Annotated in this window: 16 protein-coding genes and 4 tRNA genes; 19 read left to right on the top strand and 1 reads right to left on the bottom strand. The window is 50.4% G+C overall.

Going from position 1 to position 19,815, the window contains the following annotated elements:
• Nucleotides 1–47 precede the first annotated feature (47 nt).
• Nucleotides 48–1,268 carry an alginate lyase family protein gene (locus DRI82_RS20670; RefSeq protein WP_114195794.1) on the bottom strand — a complete coding sequence of 407 codons (1,221 nt, stop codon included), beginning with the start codon at nt 1,266–1,268 and terminating at the stop codon, nt 48–50.
• A 525-nt stretch (nt 1,269–1,793) separates the two neighbouring features.
• Here DRI82_RS20670 and DRI82_RS20665 point away from each other — a divergent pair.
• From DRI82_RS20665 to luxS, 19 genes are all read left to right on the top strand, one after another.
• A complete protein-coding gene (locus DRI82_RS20665; protein ID WP_114195813.1) occupies nt 1,794–3,089 on the top strand; it encodes an ABC transporter substrate-binding protein in 1,296 nt (431 codons plus the stop codon).
• Between the two features lie 142 nt (nt 3,090–3,231).
• Nucleotides 3,232–4,116 (top strand): carbohydrate ABC transporter permease, encoded by an 885-nt coding sequence (locus tag DRI82_RS20660; RefSeq protein ID WP_114195793.1) that lies wholly within the window; start codon nt 3,232–3,234, stop codon nt 4,114–4,116.
• A 19-nt stretch (nt 4,117–4,135) separates the two neighbouring features.
• The gene (locus DRI82_RS20655) at nt 4,136–4,975 is read left to right on the top strand and encodes a carbohydrate ABC transporter permease (protein ID WP_114195792.1); all 840 of its coding nucleotides are present in this window, start codon (nt 4,136–4,138) and stop codon (nt 4,973–4,975) included.
• An 11-nt stretch (nt 4,976–4,986) separates the two neighbouring features.
• Nucleotides 4,987–6,078, top strand: a complete 1,092-nt coding sequence (locus DRI82_RS20650) for an ABC transporter ATP-binding protein (RefSeq protein WP_114195791.1) — start codon at nt 4,987–4,989, stop codon at nt 6,076–6,078.
• Between the two features lie 25 nt (nt 6,079–6,103).
• Complete coding sequence (locus DRI82_RS20645; protein WP_114195790.1) at nt 6,104–7,240, top strand: alginate lyase family protein; 1,137 nt, start codon at nt 6,104–6,106, stop codon at nt 7,238–7,240.
• Between the two features lie 416 nt (nt 7,241–7,656).
• A complete protein-coding gene (locus DRI82_RS20640) occupies nt 7,657–9,765 on the top strand; it encodes a TonB-dependent siderophore receptor (RefSeq protein WP_114195789.1) in 2,109 nt (702 codons plus the stop codon).
• A 197-nt stretch (nt 9,766–9,962) separates the two neighbouring features.
• On the top strand, nt 9,963–10,457 hold the full coding sequence (gene pncC, locus DRI82_RS20635; protein ID WP_114195788.1) for a nicotinamide-nucleotide amidase: 495 nt from the start codon (nt 9,963–9,965) through the stop codon (nt 10,455–10,457).
• 179 nt (nt 10,458–10,636) lie between these two features.
• Nucleotides 10,637–11,704, top strand: a complete 1,068-nt coding sequence (recA, locus tag DRI82_RS20630; RefSeq protein WP_114195787.1) for a recombinase RecA — start codon at nt 10,637–10,639, stop codon at nt 11,702–11,704.
• A gap of 51 nt (nt 11,705–11,755) precedes the next feature.
• On the top strand, nt 11,756–12,283 hold the full coding sequence (gene recX / locus DRI82_RS20625) for a recombination regulator RecX (protein WP_114195812.1): 528 nt from the start codon (nt 11,756–11,758) through the stop codon (nt 12,281–12,283).
• 125 nt (nt 12,284–12,408) lie between these two features.
• Nucleotides 12,409–15,036: an alanine--tRNA ligase gene (alaS, locus tag DRI82_RS20620; RefSeq protein ID WP_114195786.1), complete on the top strand. Its 2,628-nt coding sequence runs from the start codon at nt 12,409–12,411 to the stop codon at nt 15,034–15,036.
• A 256-nt stretch (nt 15,037–15,292) separates the two neighbouring features.
• Nucleotides 15,293–15,478, top strand: coding sequence for a carbon storage regulator CsrA (gene csrA / locus DRI82_RS20615; RefSeq protein ID WP_114195785.1), 186 nt, complete (start codon nt 15,293–15,295; stop codon nt 15,476–15,478).
• 306 nt (nt 15,479–15,784) lie between these two features.
• Nucleotides 15,785–15,877: transfer RNA gene (locus DRI82_RS20610), tRNA-Ser, on the top strand.
• 3 nt (nt 15,878–15,880) lie between these two features.
• Nucleotides 15,881–15,957: transfer RNA gene (locus DRI82_RS20605), tRNA-Arg, on the top strand.
• Between the two features lie 66 nt (nt 15,958–16,023).
• Nucleotides 16,024–16,100, top strand: a tRNA-Arg gene (locus DRI82_RS20600).
• A gap of 49 nt (nt 16,101–16,149) precedes the next feature.
• Nucleotides 16,150–16,226, top strand: a tRNA-Arg gene (locus DRI82_RS20595).
• A gap of 225 nt (nt 16,227–16,451) precedes the next feature.
• On the top strand, nt 16,452–17,036 hold the full coding sequence (gene yqaB, locus DRI82_RS20590) for a fructose-1-phosphate/6-phosphogluconate phosphatase (RefSeq protein WP_114195784.1): 585 nt from the start codon (nt 16,452–16,454) through the stop codon (nt 17,034–17,036).
• Complete coding sequence (locus tag DRI82_RS20585) at nt 17,033–17,461, top strand: YqaA family protein (protein WP_114195783.1); 429 nt, start codon at nt 17,033–17,035, stop codon at nt 17,459–17,461. Before yqaB ends, DRI82_RS20585 begins: the two co-directional genes overlap by 4 nt.
• Nucleotides 17,462–17,543: 82 nt before the next feature.
• Nucleotides 17,544–19,106, top strand: a complete 1,563-nt coding sequence (gshA, locus tag DRI82_RS20580) for a glutamate--cysteine ligase (RefSeq protein ID WP_114195782.1) — start codon at nt 17,544–17,546, stop codon at nt 19,104–19,106.
• A gap of 158 nt (nt 19,107–19,264) precedes the next feature.
• Nucleotides 19,265–19,780, top strand: coding sequence for an S-ribosylhomocysteine lyase (luxS, locus tag DRI82_RS20575; RefSeq protein ID WP_114195781.1), 516 nt, complete (start codon nt 19,265–19,267; stop codon nt 19,778–19,780).
• The last annotated feature ends 35 nt before the right edge of the window (nt 19,781–19,815 follow it).

The raw sequence follows: 19,815 nt of genomic DNA, 5'->3' as shown, positions 1-19,815 counted from the left end.
CGATATTGGTATGTGCATGGTTTCAGTGCTGTTCATTGCATGGCGATCTATTTGGTGGTGATCGGATAGAGCAGAATGTCGATCGAATCCGGGTATTTCCCGATCAGGGTTTCCGCTTTCTGACGAAATTGCGCGTCGTCCGGATAAGCGCGTGCGGCGGTGATCATGCTGATCAGCGCTTTTTTATCCTGCACGCCATCGAGATCTTTGTAGGGCCAGGGTTGATCGCTGCCAATGAAATTGGCGACGTACTGATAGCCCTTCTTGAGACTGTGCTCGTCCAATTCGAAGTTCCAGATATCGACATCCGCGACGTCACCCAGGCGACCCAATTTATTGTAGGCTTCCAAATGGAAGTTGCTGTAGTGCCATGGGCGGGTGCGCTCAAGTTCGGCATTCTGCCGGCCTTCCCGATCGAAATGAGAGGGGATGCGACGGAGCTGGGTAATCTGCAGGCGTTTCTGTGCAGCTTCACGCTGATCGCTGAACAGGGCAAATGACGCTGCCTGCAGGTCGAAATAGGTTCCGTGGTTGTTGTGCCAGTTATCTTCTTCAAAGCCGTTCTGGCTCGTGGTCATCCAGCGGTAGAAATCGCCATACCACGCTTTAATCGCCTGATAGTCACTGTCACTGAGGACATTGGCTGGGCGGATCAATTCCACTGCGTCGATCACATCGACCAGTGCACGACTGTCGATCAGGCCAATGCCGCGTCCGGTGTTGATTCCGGGTATTGCCTGCGCGTATTGCAGATTCGGGTTCATCTTCGTTTCAGGATTGACGAACCAGTTCACCAACTGATCGCGGGCTTTTTGGGCATAAGCGGGCTGTTGGGTAAAATGATAAGCCAGCGCCAGATAATAGACATCGGCACTGAAGCTGTTCAGTCGGCTCTTATCTGTTGCAGAACTGTTGGCATCAGGATTTGTTTCCCCATCTTTTCGTAAATAGGGCAGTCCGTCTTTTTTACTTGGGTCTGGCCACCAATATGGCGGGAAACTGTAATAGTCATGTTTATCCCCGCTCGCGGCGACGAGAGTTTTATCCATAACGGAATACAGGGGATTCTTAAGTGATTTATCTGCTTTACTTATCAGATTTTTATAGGCTTTTTCATATTGCGGATTGTTTTGCTGTGTCTGTTGCAGCGTGTAGTTCAGGTCATCGCTTTTCAATAAAAGCAGATGGCTTTCTGCAGCAAAAAGATAAGGGGATAAACTGGTTAAAATAAAAAAGCACGCCACGCTTAATCGCGGTTTTATCGACATAATTATTCCTCTCAGCCAGGTTAATAGGTTTTTTTCAGACGAAACTATTCCATGTCTCAGCAAGGAATCTGCAGTTTTATATATTCTCTCTCGAATTTTCTTTATTTCTAAGGCAGAACAAAAAACATTATTTTGAGATGAGGAATTGGATTCTAGAGAACGGTTGTGAATTTTGTGTGATCCAGATCTAATTCGAGAATTAGTGAGCGTGCAACGTGAAATGTTGTGATGTTGATCATATAAAAAGGTCAATTTTTGATTTTTTTGAATAATTAAACAAAAATATGGACTATGAATAACTTATTGAATTTAGTAAATAAGTTGTTTTTTGTGCGTTTTCTTAACAAATGAAAGTGTGATCTTGAGCATATTTATGACTTATGAAATTCTGTTTTGTTTTTTGTGGAGTTGTTTTTTGAATGGTCGTGGGATTTAATGGTTTTGAATATTTTCACTCTGTTCCTGCTGTTTTTATATCCCAGCTCAATTCATAAAAAATAGACTTCAAAGAGGACGCTGATGATAATGTCAAAAATGAAAATAAAGACCTTACTGTTATTCACTTCTTTAGCATTAGGGGTTTCCAATCTTCATGCCGCAGAAACGTTGCAGGTATGGATCCGCGCCAGTAACGACTCAAAAAATATTTACAAAAAAGAAGCAGAAACCTTTGAGGCAAAAACCGGCATCAAAATCGAATATTTCAACGCCACCACGGATTTTGAGCAACGTCTGGCACGCGCTGCCGCAGGTAACGCCTTACCCGATCTGATCTTTAATGACGCTGCGGCGATTGGGCAATTCGTCCAACTGGGCATTGTGGATGAGATTAATCCCAAAAATATTGCAGGCAGTGAAGACATTTACGATACCGCTTGGGACAGTACCCGTTATATCGATGGCAAATATTACGGCGTTCCTACCTCAGCACAGACTTTTGCGCTGTTCGTGAGAAAAGATTGGCGTGAAAAGCTTGGTCTGGAGCAACCCAAGACCTGGCAGGATATCTCCACGCTGGCTCACGCCTTCACCTTCAAAGATCCGGATGGCAATGGTAAAGATGATACCTATGGCTTTATCCTGCCGGGTTCGACCACGCGCGGTTATGCCAGTTGGTTTATCAGTGCCTATCTCTGGCAGGCTGGCGGTGATTTCATTCGTCCGGCTGGCGAAGGCAAATTCAAGGCTTCACTCAATGAACCTGCGGCTGTGGAAACGCTGAGTTTCATGCGCGGCATGGTCTGTGACAAAGTCGTCCAACCGGGGGCAATCAATGCCACTACCGCAGATGCGATTCCGTCGTTCCGTTCTGGTCAGAGTGGTCTGTTCTTCTCCGGTCCTTATCACATTGCGCTCTTTGATAAAGATCCGGGCAAAGAGTTGTTCGAGGTTGTCCTACCACCAGCCGGTCCTAAAGGACAGGCAACGCTGGCCGAGGGGACCACGGTCTTTATGATGAAGGGCAGCAAGAACAAAGAGGCCGCGCAGAAGTTCATTGAATTCATGATTTCGCCAGAAGGGCAAAAAATCGGTATGGGCATGGGCAGCAACAACATACCGGTAGTGCGCCTCTCCATCAACAAACAGGTGGATACCAAAGCGGTTTATAACGATCCACGCTGGGCGATGTTTGCCGATCTGTATGTCGAACATGGTCGATATATCCCGCAGGTTCCTAACTGGACGCCAATCCGGCAAATCACCGCGGATGGCTTCAACCGCATTCTGGCGAGCTGCGATTCGGATATTGCCGCAGAGCTGAAGACAGTGAATGAAAAAGTAGATGCAGAGTTGGACAAACAGAAAGTGCTGGGGCAGTAAATAAACCTGCCGATACCCGTCGTGCGGCGCCTCCAGGTACTTTGGGAATAGGCATCTGTTGGCTAACGTATTTTTGGCTATCCATTTAAACACCCCGGCACCCTGAAAAGTGCAGTCAGGTTGCCGGGGCAATGAGTGAATTATGATAACGCTAACTCCTCGCCAGAAACGTAACCTGGTTCCGTGGTTGTTCCTTGCCCCGGCGCTGATCATTTTTACCTGGTTTAAATTTATCCCCATGCTTCAGGGACTGGTGATGAGTTTTTACAAGGTGAATTTCAACCAGCCCGATGAGTGGGTCGGTTTTGCCAACTTCTCCCGGGCATTTGCTGATGTCGAACTGCATTCAGCGGTCGGCAATACATTGATCTACGTGTTGGTGACGATGGTAGTCGCGGCGCTGATCGCTTTTTTCCTGGCGATGCTGCTTGAAGGGCCTGCGCGTCACCTGCATTTTATCCGTACCGCGATTTTCCTGCCTGCGGTAACCAGTGCGGCCATCGTGGCCGAGATGTGGCGCATCCTGTTCAACCCGACCAGCAACGGCGTGGTAAACCATATTCTTGACTGGTTTGGCGTGGCGGCTCAGGGATTTCTGGCGGATACCGATCAGGCATTGTGGACAGTCATGATGCTGCATATCTGGAAAGCGGTGCCCTATAACATGGTGATATTCATTGCCGGTCTGGCAGGTATCAACCGTGACTTGTACGACGCGTCCAACGTGGACGGCGCCAATTGGTGGAACCGCCTGCGCTATGTCACTTTGCCCGGCATGATCCCGGCACTTTCTGTGGTGCTGATGCTGTCCTTTATCCGTGGATTCAGGGTGTTTGCCGAAGTGTACGCTACGACCGGTGGTGGTCCATCCAATGCCACTGAAATGATCATGACGCATATCTACAAACTGGGCTTCGAACAGTTTGATTATGGTTATGCCTCCGCGGTCTCTTTCCTGCTGTTTGCCTTCACCGTCGTGCTGACCATCTGTCATCTCACGTTGAAGAAGCGAATTGCCCGTTATTAAACCGAGCCTGGAGCTGATGATGAAAAGTAAAAGCTGGAACAGTATCGGCCGGTGGATTATCTATGCGCTGCTACTGATTGTTTTTGTGGGACCTTATTGGGGAATCGTGGCGACTGCCTTTAGTGGGGCACCGGTGAAGCCCGGTGAATTGTTGGCCTGGCCAAATCAGTTCTCCTGGGAAAACTTTATTTTCGCCTGGAGTGAAATTGGTGTTTGGCAATATCTGTTGAACTCCATTGTCGTGGTATTTTTCGGCACCATTTTACAGGTATCAGTCAGTGCGCTGGCGGCGTATGCGCTGGCCCGCAAGAAGTTTGTCGGCGTCTCCCTGACCAGCCTGATCATCCTTTCAACCATGATGCTGCCGGAAGAAGTGATCGCCATCCCTCTTTATATGATCATTAACTGGCGCCTGCCGTTGATCGACGCCTCTCTCTATAACAGCTATCTGGGGATGATTTTACCGGTGGTGGGTTGGGCGTTCTCGATCTTTGTCCTGACCGAATTTATGGCCGCCATCCCGAAAGAGTTGGAAGAGGCTGCGCGCATTGATGGAGCCAGCGAATGGCAGATCTTCTTCCATGTGATTCTGCCGCTGGTGAAACCCGCATTGGGGACCGTCGTCACTTTCGGTTTCATCATGATTTGGGATCAATACCTGTTGCCGCTGATCGTCGTGAATCAGGACAGCCTGAACACCATCCCAGTGATCCTCGGCACCTTGCGTACCGATGAGAGCATCACCCCAAATATCTTTATTGCCATCACCCTGTTGGCGATGCTGCCAAGCATCATCGTTTATCTGGGTCTGCAAAAACATTTCAATCGCGGAATTATGTCTGGTGCGGTTAAAGGCTAGGGAGCAAGAAAATGGGTTCGGTCGTACTTAAGAATGTCTGTAAAGCCTATGGCGAAACTCAGGTGATCCGCGATGTGACACTGGAGATTCCGGATGGTGAGTTTTGCGTGCTGGTTGGCCCAAGCGGCTGCGGTAAATCCACCCTGTTGCGGATGATTGCCGGGCTGGAGGAGATCAGCGGGGGAACGGTGGCGATAAATCAGAAAGATGTCACTGACGTTGAACCCAAAATGCGCGATATTGCGATGGTATTTCAAAGCTATGCGCTCTACCCGCAAATGACCGTCCGCGAAAATATGGGCTTCGCGTTGAAAATGGCCAAACTGCCGAAGGCGGAAATCAGCCAGAAGGTGGAATCCACGGCTGAGTTGTTGGGGTTGGGATCGCTGCTGGAACGACTGCCAAAAGATCTCTCTGGCGGTCAGCGCCAGAGGGTGGCGATGGGACGTGCGATTGTGCGTAATCCGCAGGTTTTCCTGTTCGATGAGCCGCTGTCTAACCTGGATGCCAAGCTGCGCACGCAAGTTCGCGGTGAGATCCGTGAACTGCATCGCCGCCTGAAAACCACGTCCGTGTATGTGACCCACGATCAGATCGAGGCCATGACCATGGGGCAGATGATCGTGGTACTGCGTGAAGGGCGGATCGAGCAGGTGGGATCGCCGCTTGAGCTGTACGATCGCCCTGCCAATCTGTTTGTGGCCGGGTTTATTGGATCACCTGAGATTAACCAATTGACCGGAATCGTTGAGCTGCGGGATCAGGAATTTATGTTGCGCCTTGGCGATGGCTCTCTGCTGACGCTGCCGCCAGGAATGCAACTGACTGACGGACAGAAAGTGGTGTACGCCATTCGTCCGGAGCAGGTCAATGTGGTTGATGAATCGCAGCAGGCCAGTTCTCTCAAGGCGACCATCACCGCCATTGAGAATACCGGGTCAGACATGCAACTGTTTTGTAATACCGGTGGGGGGCGTTTTACGTCCGTCTTCAAACAACGCCTGAATGTCAGTGAAGGTGAGACGGTCTATCTGCAACCCAAGCAGGCGGGAATACATATTTTTGATGCCGCAAGCGGGCAGCGCGTCGCCTGCCTGGGCTAAATATTCAGCCATAGGAGCCTGAGTGATGAAGTTGTATACGCTGGACGCTGAATGCCTCGACAAAGCCAAACGAGGATTGCAGCAACCTTTTTCGCCATTGCAACCGGCCTTGCGCCGGTTACTGAGCGAAGCAGATAAACTGCGCACTCAGCCACCAGAAAGCGTGGTGCATAAGAAACTGCGTCCGGTCAGTGGTGATGCGCACGACTATTACAGTCTGGGCACCTACTGGTGGCCTAATCCGCGCAGGCCAAACGGTCTGCCGTATGTGCGTCGTGACGGGCATACCAATCCCCAGAGTCAGAATGACGATACCGATACTGGCCGCGTGGTGCGGATGTGCGAACGCTGCCTGACCCTCGGGTTGGCATACTATTTCACTGGTGAACGGCGCTATGGCGTGGCGGCCGCCGAGCAAATTCGCTGCTGGTTCCTGTTACCTGAAACGCGGATGAATCCACACCTGAATTATGGTCAGGCAATCCCCGGAATTGTATCGGGTCGCGGCACGGGGCTGATCGATACGCGACTGATGTGGATGGTGATTGACACCATCGGCCTGATTACCCCGGCACGGGTTCTGGAAACAGACGACATTATCGCCTTGCACCAGTGGTTCCGTGATTTCAACCATTGGATGTTCAATAGCGAAGTCGGGCATTCGGAATACGTTTGGCACAATAATCACGGTACCTGGTATGACGTTCAGCGCTCGGTGAACGCCCTGTTTTATGGCGATAAGGGGCTGGTGGCGCGCATCATTCAGCAGGGGGTGACGCAGCGGTTGGCGTCCCAGATTGCGCAGGATGGTAAACAGTCAATGGAACTTGAGCGGCCAGTGCCTTTCCACTACTCGTTGTTTAATCTCGAAGCGCATCTGTTGCTGTGCCGCTATGCGGAACATGTGGAGATCGATCGCTGGCAGATTGTGCAGGATGGACGCAGCGTGCAGAAGGGGATCGACTATCTGGTGCCGTTCATTGCGGAACCGGAACTGTGGCCTTACCGCGATCTGGATGGCATCGAATACGACAGCGCATTGCGGTTGTTATTGCAGTCAGCGCGCGGTTATCCGCAAGATGCTGCCCGCTACCAATCGGTTCTCGCCGCGTTTCCGGAAGAGACGCTTAGCCTGCGCGATCATCTCATGTGGCAGAGCTAAATCAGTTTCGTCTTCCTGCCGCTGGAATTATTTAGGGGAAAGGGCAAAGTAATTAATTGCTTTGCCTTTTTTATCGCCTAAATAGTGATTTTTTTACCTTTCCCAAAGGCCGAAATATATCCATGACTTAAACAGGGATATATCTTTTCGGCTATCAGTCTATCAATGCAAATATTTTATTTTGTCCTCATTGCTGCCCGTAATTAAATAAAGATCGGATTTGTGTCCAAGTGTTACTTGAAACATTGATGAAGAAAGATAATAATTCGCATTCAGATTCTCATCGCTTTATCTGCACATTTAACAGAAACCTACGTAGGAAGCGGGGGGTTTGGCGACGTCCTGTGGCGGCTGAATTCGGGTTTTTATCTGTTGGCAGTGTAGCTAACCTTGGCATCCATATAGGAATTACAGACATGACGGCGGCTTTTTCAATTAAGCGCTCAAGATTATTGTGTGCGTTGGCTATCTTTGCTCCATTAACCACCCTGGCAGACGATACGCTGGTAGTGACGGCGAAACCCCAAACTGCGGTTACCCCAACTGATGGATATACGGCGAAAACCAGTCAGTCGGCGACCAAGTCTGATAAGCCATTGGTCTTGACCGCGCAATCCGTCTCTGTGGTGACCCGCCAGCAGATGAATGATCAGAATCCGGTTAACGTTAACGAAGCGCTGAATTATACGCCGGGCGTATTCACCAACTTCTCTGGTGGCGCGACCCGTTATGACACCATTTCACTGCGCGGTTTTCATGGCGGTGACGTCAATAACACCTTCCTGGATGGCTTGCGCCTGATGAGTGATGGGGCAAGTTATAACGCCCTGCAGATCGATCCGTGGTTCCTGGATCGGATAGATGTCGTCAAAGGTCCATCCTCTACCCTGTATGGTCAAAGCATTCCCGGCGGACTGGTCAACATGACCACCAAGCGCCCACAGTTTGCCAATGAAGGTCATTTCCGCCTGCAGGGAGGGAATAACAATACGATGGGCGGCGCATTCGATTATACGGATGCCATCAACGATGAGGTCGCTTTCCGCCTGACCGGCATGACCCGCACCAGCGACACCATGTATGATCATCAGCGTGAAGAACGCTATGCCATTTCGCCATCCCTGCTTTATCAGCCAAATGAAGACACCTCGCTGCTGTTGCGTGCCTATTTGCAGAAAGATCCGTCTGGCGGCTACCACTCAGCCGTTCCTGCCGAAGGCAGTATCTATAGCGCGCCGAACGGCAAATTGCCGCGTAGTTTCTTTGATGGTGACAGCGAACATAATGTCTTTAAACGCTGGCAGCAGATTTACAGCTACGAGCTGACGCACAATTTCAATGACTCCCTGACCTTCCGTCAGAATGCCAGTTACACCCATTCCAATACCGATTTGGAGCAGGTTTATCAGATCGGCTGGACGCCGGATTATTCGATGATGAACCGCTGGTTCTCGGCAGAAACGTCCTCCCTGAATGCCTATACGGTAGACAACCAACTGGAGGCGGATTTCAATACGGCCGCACTGGTGCACAAGCTGACCTTTGGCTTGGACTATCAGTCATTTACCAACGATACATTGGGTGTCAGCGCTCCTGCTTCACAACTGAATCCTTACACGGGTGAGCAGGTTACCCCGGTTCTGGATGACTATACCCGCACACCGAATACCCGTCGTTATCGCCAGACTGGCGCATACCTGCAAGATGATATCTCGCTGGATAACTGGAACGTGATTCTGGGCACCCGTTACGATCGTATGGTGACTAAAAACACCACGCCTACCGACACCGGACGTCGTCAGGACGATTACATCAGTGCGCGTGGTTCGGTGCTTTATCACTTCGAGAGTGGTTTCTCCCCGTACGTCAGCTATAGCGATGCGATCACCCCTTCCACCTTGCAGGACAGCACGGGCAATCTGTTAACGCCGATGACCAGCAAACAGTATGAAATCGGTCTGAAATACCAGCAGCCGGGCAGTTCATCGCTGTATTCCATCGCGGCTTACGATCTTACGCAAAACGACGTCACCAACCGCATTGTGCAGGGTTCGTACAATGAACCTGTCGGTAAGGTCCATTCGCAGGGCGTAGAGCTGGAAGCCAGAAGCAAACTGACCGATCGCCTGAGCGGTACTGCTGCATATACCTATAACAACCTGAAATACAAAGAAACGGTTGATGGTACCGATGGCAATACTCCGTATCTGGCTCCGCGCCATATGGCCTCTTTGTGGGCACAATATGATGCGGGACTGGGTATCAATCTGGGGGCGGGTGTTCGTTACATCGGCAAACAGTGGGCGGACAACCAGAATACGCTGCGTGTGCCTGCTGCAACGTTGCTCGATGCTTCAGTACGTATGAATATGGACAGCGTCGCGCCATCCATGAAAGGGGCGTATGTGCAGTTGAACGTCAATAACCTGACTGACAGGGAGTATGTCGCCGGCTGTTACGGTACGGGTTACTGCTATTGGGGAACCGAGCGTACTGTCGTAGCAACAGTGGGTTACGATTTCTAATCGCCAGACAGATATTTCTTGTCACAAGATAGATAGAACGTTGAAGCGCCGTCATCATGATGGCGCTTTTTTCTGTACAGGTGAAAGAACATTATGGCTTTCTCGTGATGGTGCGCAAATCATCGAAGCGATGAAGATCTCTTTGCCGGAGAAGTGCTAACATCGAACACACTGATCTTATTCATATAGGAGAGAGTATGGACGAGAAAGCCATATTTGAACTCAGCACTCAATTGGGTGAAAAGCTAAAAGCGCGTTCTGCGTGGATTACCTCTGCCGAATCCTGCACGGGGGGCATGGTGGCGCAGATGATCACCAGCGTACCGGGTAGTTCTGCCTGGTTTGATCGCAGTTTTGTGACCTATAGCAATAGCGCCAAGCACGATCTGCTCGGTGTCGCTGAAGCTACCCTGAACGCCTATGGTGCGGTGAGCGAAGAAACCGTCCGGGAAATGGCGACGGGCGCGTTACATGCTGCCCATGCCGATCTGGCCATCGCAATCAGCGGTATTGCCGGACCTGACGGCGGCAGCGAAGAAAAACCCGTTGGCACTGTATGGTTCGGTTTTGCCGATAATAATGGCCGTGTTACAGCGGTTAAGCGGATTTTCTCCGGCGATCGCCAGGCTGTGCGTTCACAAGCTACTGTTTTTGCACTACAAACCGCATTAACAGAGTTTCTCGAAAAATAATCTTGATACTGTATGAGCATACAGTATAATTAGTCTTAATTTCCTGTATATGCCCTAAACAATTCGAGTTGCAGGAAGGGAGCGGTCAACGCATCTGCAGCTTGAAGTATGGCGGGTATACCAAATAATAATCAGTTACGGTGAAGGGGCAACCTTGCGCTGTCTGAGAAGGAGCAAAAATGGCTATTGATGAGAATAAGCAAAAGGCGTTAGCTGCGGCACTGGGTCAGATTGAGAAACAGTTTGGCAAAGGCTCCATCATGCGCTTGGGTGAAGATCGTTCCATGGACGTTGAAACAATCTCTACCGGTTCTCTGTCTCTTGATATTGCACTGGGTGCTGGCGGCCTGCCAATGGGGCGTATCGTTGAAATTTACGGCCCTGAATCATCCGGTAAAACCACACTGACGCTGCAAGTTATCGCTGCGGCACAACGTGAAGGTAAAACCTGTGCGTTTATCGATGCGGAACATGCGCTTGATCCGATCTATGCCAAGAAATTGGGTGTGGATATCGACAATCTGCTGTGTTCCCAGCCAGACACCGGTGAACAGGCGCTGGAAATCTGTGACGCCCTGACTCGCTCTGGCGCAGTAGACGTCATCATCGTTGACTCCGTAGCGGCGCTGACGCCAAAAGCGGAAATCGAAGGTGAAATTGGTGACTCCCATATGGGCCTTGCCGCCCGTATGATGAGCCAGGCGATGCGTAAGCTGGCGGGTAACCTCAAGAATGCGAATACCCTGCTGATCTTCATCAACCAGATTCGTATGAAAATTGGTGTGATGTTTGGTAACCCGGAAACTACGACGGGTGGTAACGCGCTGAAGTTTTATGCGTCAGTCCGTCTTGATATCCGCCGTATCGGTGCGATTAAAGAAGGCGATGTGGTCGTCGGCAGTGAAACCCGCGTGAAAGTGGTGAAGAACAAGATTGCCGCCCCGTTCAAACAGGCGGAGTTCCAGATCCTTTACGGTGAAGGGATTAACATCAATGGCGAATTGGTCGATTTGGGCGTGAAGCACAAGATGATCGAGAAAGCCGGTGCCTGGTACAGCTATAACGGTGACAAAATCGGCCAGGGCAAATCCAATGCCTGTAACTACCTGAAGGAAAATCCGGCGGTAGCGGCGGAACTGGACAAAAAGCTGCGTGATCTTCTGTTACACCCGACCACGGAAACCGCGGCCAAGGCTACAACAGCAGATTATGACGACGACAGCGTTGAGACCAGCGAAGAGTTTTAATTGAGCGGTCACTCGGTTCCCCGCTCAGGCGGGGATGAAACGAAAGACCGTGTGGCTGCGTTGCTAAGCCGGGCGATGCGCCTGCTTTCCCAACGTGACCACAGTGAATCAGAGCTGCGCCGCAAACTTGCGGAGCAGCCTTTTTCAGTTCGGCTACAGGCAGCACAGAAACGCCGCGATCCCCCAGAAAACCCATCATCAGAAAAACCATCATTGGAAGACAGGGAGATCAATCCGGAGTGGATAGATCAGGTCATTGAATATTGCTATCAGCATGATTGGCTTGACGATACCCGCTTTGCATTGAGCTATTTACGTAGCCGCAGTCGCAAAGGCTATGGTGTGCAGCGTATTCGTTCTGAATTGATGCAAAAGGGCGTAGAGAAAGAGATCGTCAGTACCGCGCTCGAAACCTGCGAACTTGATTGGTGCAAATTGGCAAAAGAGGTCGCTGAACGCAAGTTCGGTGATTCATTGCCCACAGAATGGCATGAAAAAGCCAAAGTTCAGCGCTATCTGCTCTATCGAGGCTTCTTTCAGGAAGAAATCCAGTCTATTTATCGCGATTTTGATGAATGATGCACGCGGGATTTTACTTCCCACTGAAGAAATTTTATCTTATCCCCACTTTTTGTTCGTGAGCAGCGACAATGCTGTACGATCTTGCTCACGGGCTGTTCTTCTAGCCTGATTCCGGGACATTTATGAGCAAGAGCACCGCTGAGATCCGTCAAGCGTTTCTCGATTTCTTCCAGAGCAAGGGCCATCAAGTTGTATCAAGCAGCTCGTTGGTGCCAAATAACGACCCAACACTGCTGTTTACCAACGCCGGGATGAACCAATTCAAAGACGTTTTCCTGGGCCTTGATAAGCGTGCCTATTCGCGGGCGACAACCTCCCAGCGCTGTGTACGCGCGGGCGGCAAGCATAACGATCTGGAAAACGTCGGTTACACTGCACGTCACCATACCTTCTTCGAAATGTTGGGTAACTTCAGCTTCGGGGATTACTTCAAGAATGACGCCATTAATTTTGCCTGGGAATTACTGACAGGCGAAAACTGGTTTAACCTGCCGAAAGAAAAGCTGTGGGTGACGGTATACGCTACCGACGATGAAGCCTATGACATTTGGGCAAAAGAAGTCGGCGTACCTGAAGAGCGTATTATCCGCATTGGCGACAACAAAGGCGGTGCCTTTGCGTCAGATAACTTCTGGCAAATGGGTGATACCGGCCCATGCGGTCCATGCACCGAAATTTTCTACGATCACGGTGACCACATCTGGGGCGGTCCTCCGGGCTCCCCAGAAGAAGATGGTGATCGTTACATTGAGATCTGGAACCTCGTGTTCATGCAGTTCAACCGCCAGGCTGATGGCACAATGCTGCCATTGCCGAAACCGTCCGTTGATACGGGCATGGGGCTTGAGCGCATCTCTGCCGTCCTGCAGCACGTTAATTCCAACTATGAGATCGATGTGTTCAGTACGCTGATCGCTGAAGTGGCTAAAGCTACTGGCGCAACCGATCTGAGCAGTAAGTCTTTACGCGTTATCGCTGACCATATCCGCTCATGTGCATTCCTGATCTCGGATGGTGTTATTCCGTCGAACGAGAACCGTGGTTACGTATTGCGCCGTATTATTCGTCGTGCCATTCGTCATGGAAACATGCTGGGCGCGCAGGATACGTTCTTCTATAAATTGGTTGCCCCGCTGATTGCTGTTATGGGATCCGCAGCGGATGAGCTGAAGCAGCAGCAGGTTCTGGTTGAGCAAGTTCTCAAGACCGAAGAAGAGCAGTTTGCCCGCACCCTTGAACGTGGCCTGGCATTGCTGGACGAAGAGCTGGCCTCACTGAAGGGCGACACGCTGGATGGTGAAACGGCATTCCGTCTGTACGACACTTATGGCTTCCCAATCGATTTAACTGCCGACGTATGCCGTGAGCGCAATCTGAAAGTGGATGAAGCCGGTTTTGAAAAAGCGATGGAAGAGCAGCGCCGTCGCGCCCGCGAATCCAGCGGTTTTGGTGCTGACTACAACAGCATGATCCGCGTTGATAGCGCCACCCAGTTCTGCGGTTATGATCATCTGGAATTAAAGTCGACGGTGACGGCACTGTTCCGTGATGGCCAGCCGGTCGATGAAATCCATGCGGGTGAAACGGCTGTTGTTGTGTTGGATGAAACCCCTTTCTACGGTGAATCCGGCGGACAGGTGGGTGATAAAGGCGTGCTGAAGTCCGGTGCTGTGGAATTCGCAGTCAGCGATACCCAGAAATACGGCCAGGCGCTTGGCCATCAGGGCACCCTGACCCAGGGTTCCTTGCGGGTTAACGACCGCGTTGACGCCCAGGTGGATATCGCCCGACGCAACCGTATTCGCCGTAATCACTCGGCTACCCATTTGCTGCATGCTGCATTGCGACAGATTCTGGGCGAGCACGTTGCGCAGAAAGGGTCTTTGGTTAACGACAAGTATCTGCGTTTTGACTTCTCGCATTTTGAAGCGATGAAGGCAGAAGAGATCCGTCAGGTAGAAGATCTGGTGAATGAGCAGATCCGTCGTAACCTGCCGGTCCAGACTGAAGTCATGGCGCTGGAAGATGCCAAATCCAAAGGGGCGATGGCACTGTTTGGTGAGAAGTATGACGACCACGTCCGCGTTTTGACTATGGGCGACTTCTCTACTGAACTCTGTGGTGGTACACACACCAGCCGTACCGGTGACATTGGTTTATTCCGCATCCAGAGCGAGTCTGGTACGGCTGCAGGCATTCGCCGTATTGAGGCCCTGACGGGTGAAGGTGCAATCGCGTCTGTTCACCAGCAGAGTGATTTGCTGGACGAAGTGGCTCATCTGGTTAAAGGCGATGCCAATAACCTGTCTGACAAAGTTCGCGCTGTGATTGATCGTGCCCGTGTGCTGGAAAAAGAGATCCAGCAGTTGAAAGGCCAGCAGGCGGCACAGGAGAGCGCATCGCTGTCCAGCAATGCCAAATTGGTCAAGGGCGTCAAGCTGCTGGTAAGTCAACTGGACAACGTTGAGCCGAAGCTGCTGCGTACCATGGTTGACGATCTGAAAAACCAACTGGGCTCCGCTGTCATCGTTTTGGCTACTGTGGCAGACGAAAAAGTGAGTTTGATTGTCGGTGTCACCAAAGATCTGACCGACCGTGTCAAAGCGGGCGAATTGATCGGTTACGTTGCTCAGCAGGTTGGTGGGAAGGGCGGTGGACGTCCAGATATGGCGCAGGCTGGGGGGAGTGATGTTCAGGCTCTGCCTGCTGCACTGGGCTCTGTAGAGGCCTGGATAGAGACTAAACTCTGATCTGAAAAAAATGAGTTGTAATTAAAACGCCATAACGCATTGCGCTGCATGGCGTTTTTTGTTTCTATTGACGTGGCAGTCGGGCTAGGGCAGTCACAAAACCGTCGATTTCAACTAAACTTACTTACAGTTTAAGTTGGCACCAAGGCTACTTACATTTAATCTCGGTGACACGACTTACGTTTTTACGGTATATGATGGATAATGGCGGGGAAACTGAGAGACCCGACTCTTATAATCTTTCAAGGAGCAAAGAATGCTAATTCTGACTCGTCGAGTTGGTGAAACCCTCATGATAGGCGATGAGGTAACCGTCACTGTATTAGGAGTAAAAGGCAACCAGGTACGTATTGGTGTCAACGCTCCGAAAGAGGTTTCTGTCCATCGTGAAGAAATCTACCAACGTATCCAGGCTGAGAAGTCTCAACATACGACTTTCTGATTTAACCGGCGTCTCGCAGGAAGCGAGGCGCCAATCGTATTTTCTGCGCTCTATCTCTTTTTTTTCTGTTTTTTTATTCGCTCCCCACCTTCGCTATCACCTTGTTGATCCGTTTATTTACGTCAATTGTTTGTTGATAAAACACTCTTTTTGCCTCCAAACTGCCCATGTTGAGTGTGATTTGTGCAAACACACCGCAGATGGGAAAAAAGGGTTTGACTTATAAGTGCGGGAAAGTAATATGTGCGCCACGCAGTGCCGATGAGCTTTCAGAAGTAAATCAGGCACAACTCGCAAGAGGCGTATGGTGAGGTGGCCGAGAGGCTGAAGGCGCTCCCCTGCTAAGGGAGTATGCGGTCAAAAGCTGCATCGAGGGTTCGAATCCCTCCCTCACCGCCATTTGCATCCATAGCTCAGCTGGATAGAGTACTCGGCTACGAACCGAGCGGTCGGAAGTTCGAATCTTCCTGGATGCACCATATTTGCGGTATGGTAGAGTGTTGTAGCAAACAAAATACCATACGGTATCAAAAAAGAATTCCTGTGCATCCATAGCTCAGCTGGATAGAGTACTCGGCTACGAACCGAGCGGTCGGAGGTTCGAATCCTCCTGGATGCACCATTCTTTCGTTATCATCTTCATAAGATGGTCAGCGCTAAAAAAACAAAATGCATCCATAGCTCAGCTGGATAGAGTACTCGGCTACGAACCGAGCGGTCGGAAGTTCGAATCTTCCTGGATGCACCATATTATTTCACACTGTTTATTCAGTTTGGCTGAACAGAATGTGAAATCAAAACGGAACCTCGCCATGGCGGGGTTTTTTGTTTCCAACAGCTCATTCTCCCCATACTCCCTTCATTTTTAGACATATTATCCGTTGAGGAAAATCTGACATTTTAAGCAACCAGCGACTTTCAATTCGCTTTGCGCTAAAGTGATTTCTCATTTTCAGTAGTCACGGAGTGCATGATGTACGATCGCTTTGCAGGGCTGATATTTGATATGGATGGCACCATATTGGATACAGAACCTACGCATCACAAGGCTTGGCATCAGGTGCTGGCTAAATACGGCATGAAATATGATGCGAGTGCCATGACTGCGCTGAACGGTTCTCCAACATGGCGCATTGCCCAAGTGATTATTGATAGTCATAACGCCAATAATGGTGATAACGCCGATCTTGATCCGCACTTTCTGGCTCAGGAGAAAACGATTGCCGTCAAGGCGATGCTGTTGGACACCGTGCGTCCATTGCCATTGATTGAAGTAGTAAAAGCGTATCACGGACGCAGGCCGATGGCGGTTGGCACCGGCAGTGAACATGCAATGGCTGACTCGTTGTTGCAGCATTTGGGTTTGCGGGGCTGTTTTGACGTGATTGTGGGAGCGGACGATGTCCATAACCATAAACCTGCGCCAGACACCTTCTTACGCTGTGCTGAATTGTTAGGCGTTCCTGCGCATCAATGCGTCGTGTTTGAAGATGCTGACTTTGGTATCGAAGCGGCCAAACTCGCCAATATGGCGGTGGTGGATGTTCGTACTTTGTGAGTAGCACACTGGCACTGGCGTCACTGTTCGGCAGTAGCTTTCTCAGCGCTACGCTGTTGCCTGGAAATTCAGAAATTCTGTTGGTCGCTTTATTGACTACCGGCGATACCACACCGGTGGCTTTGGTGTTATCCGCAACGCTGGGTAACACATTGGGCGGCATAACTAATGTGGTAATAGGGCGTTTTCTACCAGCGCTGTCATCCCAACGTGGTTTGAATACGGCTATGGGATGGTTACAGCGTTACGGACCTGCTGCACTTTTACTCAGTTGGTTACCGGTAGTGGGCGATTTGTTGTGCGTGTTAGCTGGCTGGTTGCGTATGCCCTGGCTTCCCGTGGTGGTTTTCCTCTGTGTGGGTAAGGCGGTTCGTTACCTTATTCTCACGATGATAACCTTAGAAGGGATGACGTGGTGGGGTTAAAAGAATGTGAGCTAAACTTACATATTCGACAGCAGCATCAGTTGGCTTACGAGTTATTACTTTTCAGAGGCGGGAGGTCGATTTGATCCCGGACGTATCAGAGGCGCTTTCATGGTTGGAAGCCCATCCCCAGGCATTAAAAGGAATTCGTCGCGGAATTGAGCGCGAAACACTTCGAGTTACTGCTGATGGTTCATTGGCAGCGACGGGTCATCCACAAGCATTGGGGTCTGCATTAACGCACAAGTGGGTAACCACAGATTTTGCGGAAGCGTTATTAGAGTTCATTACGCCGGTTGATGATAATATCGATCACCTGTTGACGTTCCTGCGCGATATTCATCGCCATGTGGCACGAAATATTGGCGAAGAGCGTATGTGGCCATTTAGCATGCCCTGCTTTATTGAATCAGAGCAGGATATCGGGCTGGCGCAATATGGCACCTCCAATATTGGGCGGATGAAAACGCTGTATCGTGAAGGGTTGAAAAACCGCTATGGTGCGTTGATGCAGGCTATTTCAGGCGTGCATTATAACTTCTCCCTGCCGCTGGCCTTCTGGCAGGCGCGTCTGGGTATTGAAGATGCTGCGAGTGGCAAGGAAGAGATCTCCGCAGGTTATTTCAAGCTGATTCGCAATTACTACCGTTTCGGCTGGGTTATTCCTTATCTGTTTGGTGCGTCCCCGGCTATCTGTTCTTCATTCCTGCAAGGGCGTGAAACGGCGCTGCCGTTCGAACGTAATGACAAAGGCATGTGTTATTTACCGTATGCCACCTCGTTGCGTTTGAGCGATTTGGGCTATACCAATAAATCCCAAAGCAATCTGGGAATTACGTTTAACGATCTGGCGACTTACGTGAAGGGCCTGAAACAGGCGATTCTTACGCCATCAGAAGAGTATGCCAAACTGGGTGTGAAAGAGGGCGATCGCTATCTGCAATTGAACTCCAACGTGTTGCAGATTGAAAACGAACTCTATGCGCCTATCCGACCCAAGCGCGTTACGCGTTCGGGCGAGACGCCGTCAGATGCATTGCTGCGTGGTGGAATAGAGTATATTGAAGTGCGCTCACTCGATATCAATCCGTTCTCACCGATCGGCGTCGATGCCAATCAGGCACGTTTCCTGGATCTGTTCCTGATTTGGTGTGCCCTCGCGGATGCGCCGGAGATGAGCAGTGATGAGTTGGTCTGCACGCGACACAACTGGAACCGCGTCATTCTTGAAGGGCGTAAACCGGGCCAGACCATTGGTATTGGTTGCGAAACTGCGCGTGAGCCGCTGGATAAAGTGGGTAAAGCGCTGTTCGCTGATTTACGCCGTGTTGCTGAAGTACTGGACAGCACCAATGATAATAAGCAGTATCAATTAGTCTGCGATGAATTGGTGGAAGCTTTCGACAATCCGGATCTGACTTACTCTGCGCGTATTTTGCAGGCGATGAAAGAAAGCGGTTTAGGGAATCTCGGACTGGCCTTGTCTGAACAATATCGCCGGATGCTGATCGATGAGCCGTTGGAGGTATTGACGGAGGATCAGTTATCGCAGGAGCGTGAAGCGTCGATACAGCGGCAGAAAGAGCTGGAAGCGTCGGATACGTTAAGCTTTGAAGCGTTTCTGGCAAGGAATGCCGGGGGCTGAAAAGAAAAAGGCCACAATTAATGTGGCCAAAATAAACATCTCTGGTAACAGGGATGATGATAACAAATGCGCGTCTTTCAAGTATTCAGACTCGCGGGTAAGGAAAAGGTTTCCTTATTTTGATAAAAAAATTGTTTTTTCTATGAGGAGGTGACGATATGCCACTGCTGGATAGCTTTACCGTAGACCATACCCGGATGGCAGCACCTGCTGTTCGCGTCGCCAAGACGATGAATACGCCTCATGGCGATGCCATCACGGTGTTCGATTTGCGCTTCTGTCGCCCGAACCTGGAAGTGATGCCTGAGCGTGGGATCCATACTCTCGAACATCTCTTTGCCGGTTTTATGCGTAATCATCTGAATGGTTCCGGCGTAGAGATTATCGATATCTCACCAATGGGCTGTCGTACTGGGTTCTATATGAGCCTGATTGGTACTCCGGATGAGCAGCGTGTTGCGGATGCCTGGAAAGCGGCGATGGCGGATGTACTGAAAGTCACAGACCAGAACAAAATCCCTGAGCTGAACGAATATCAGTGCGGTACCTTCGAAATGCACTCTCTCAAAGAGGCACAGGAAATTGCGCAGCATATCCTGGATCATGATGTTGTTGTGAACCACAACGACGAACTGGCCCTGCCGAAAGAGAAGCTCACCGAACTGCATATTTAGTTTGTGCGGGTCAGTGAAAGCAAAAAGACGCGCAA

The organism is Edaphovirga cremea (assembly GCF_003332275.1).
Classification (GTDB): domain Bacteria; phylum Pseudomonadota; class Gammaproteobacteria; order Enterobacterales; family Enterobacteriaceae; genus Edaphovirga; species Edaphovirga cremea.
Note: the sequence above shows the minus strand (reverse complement) of the source record. Positions and strands in the feature narration are given on the sequence as shown.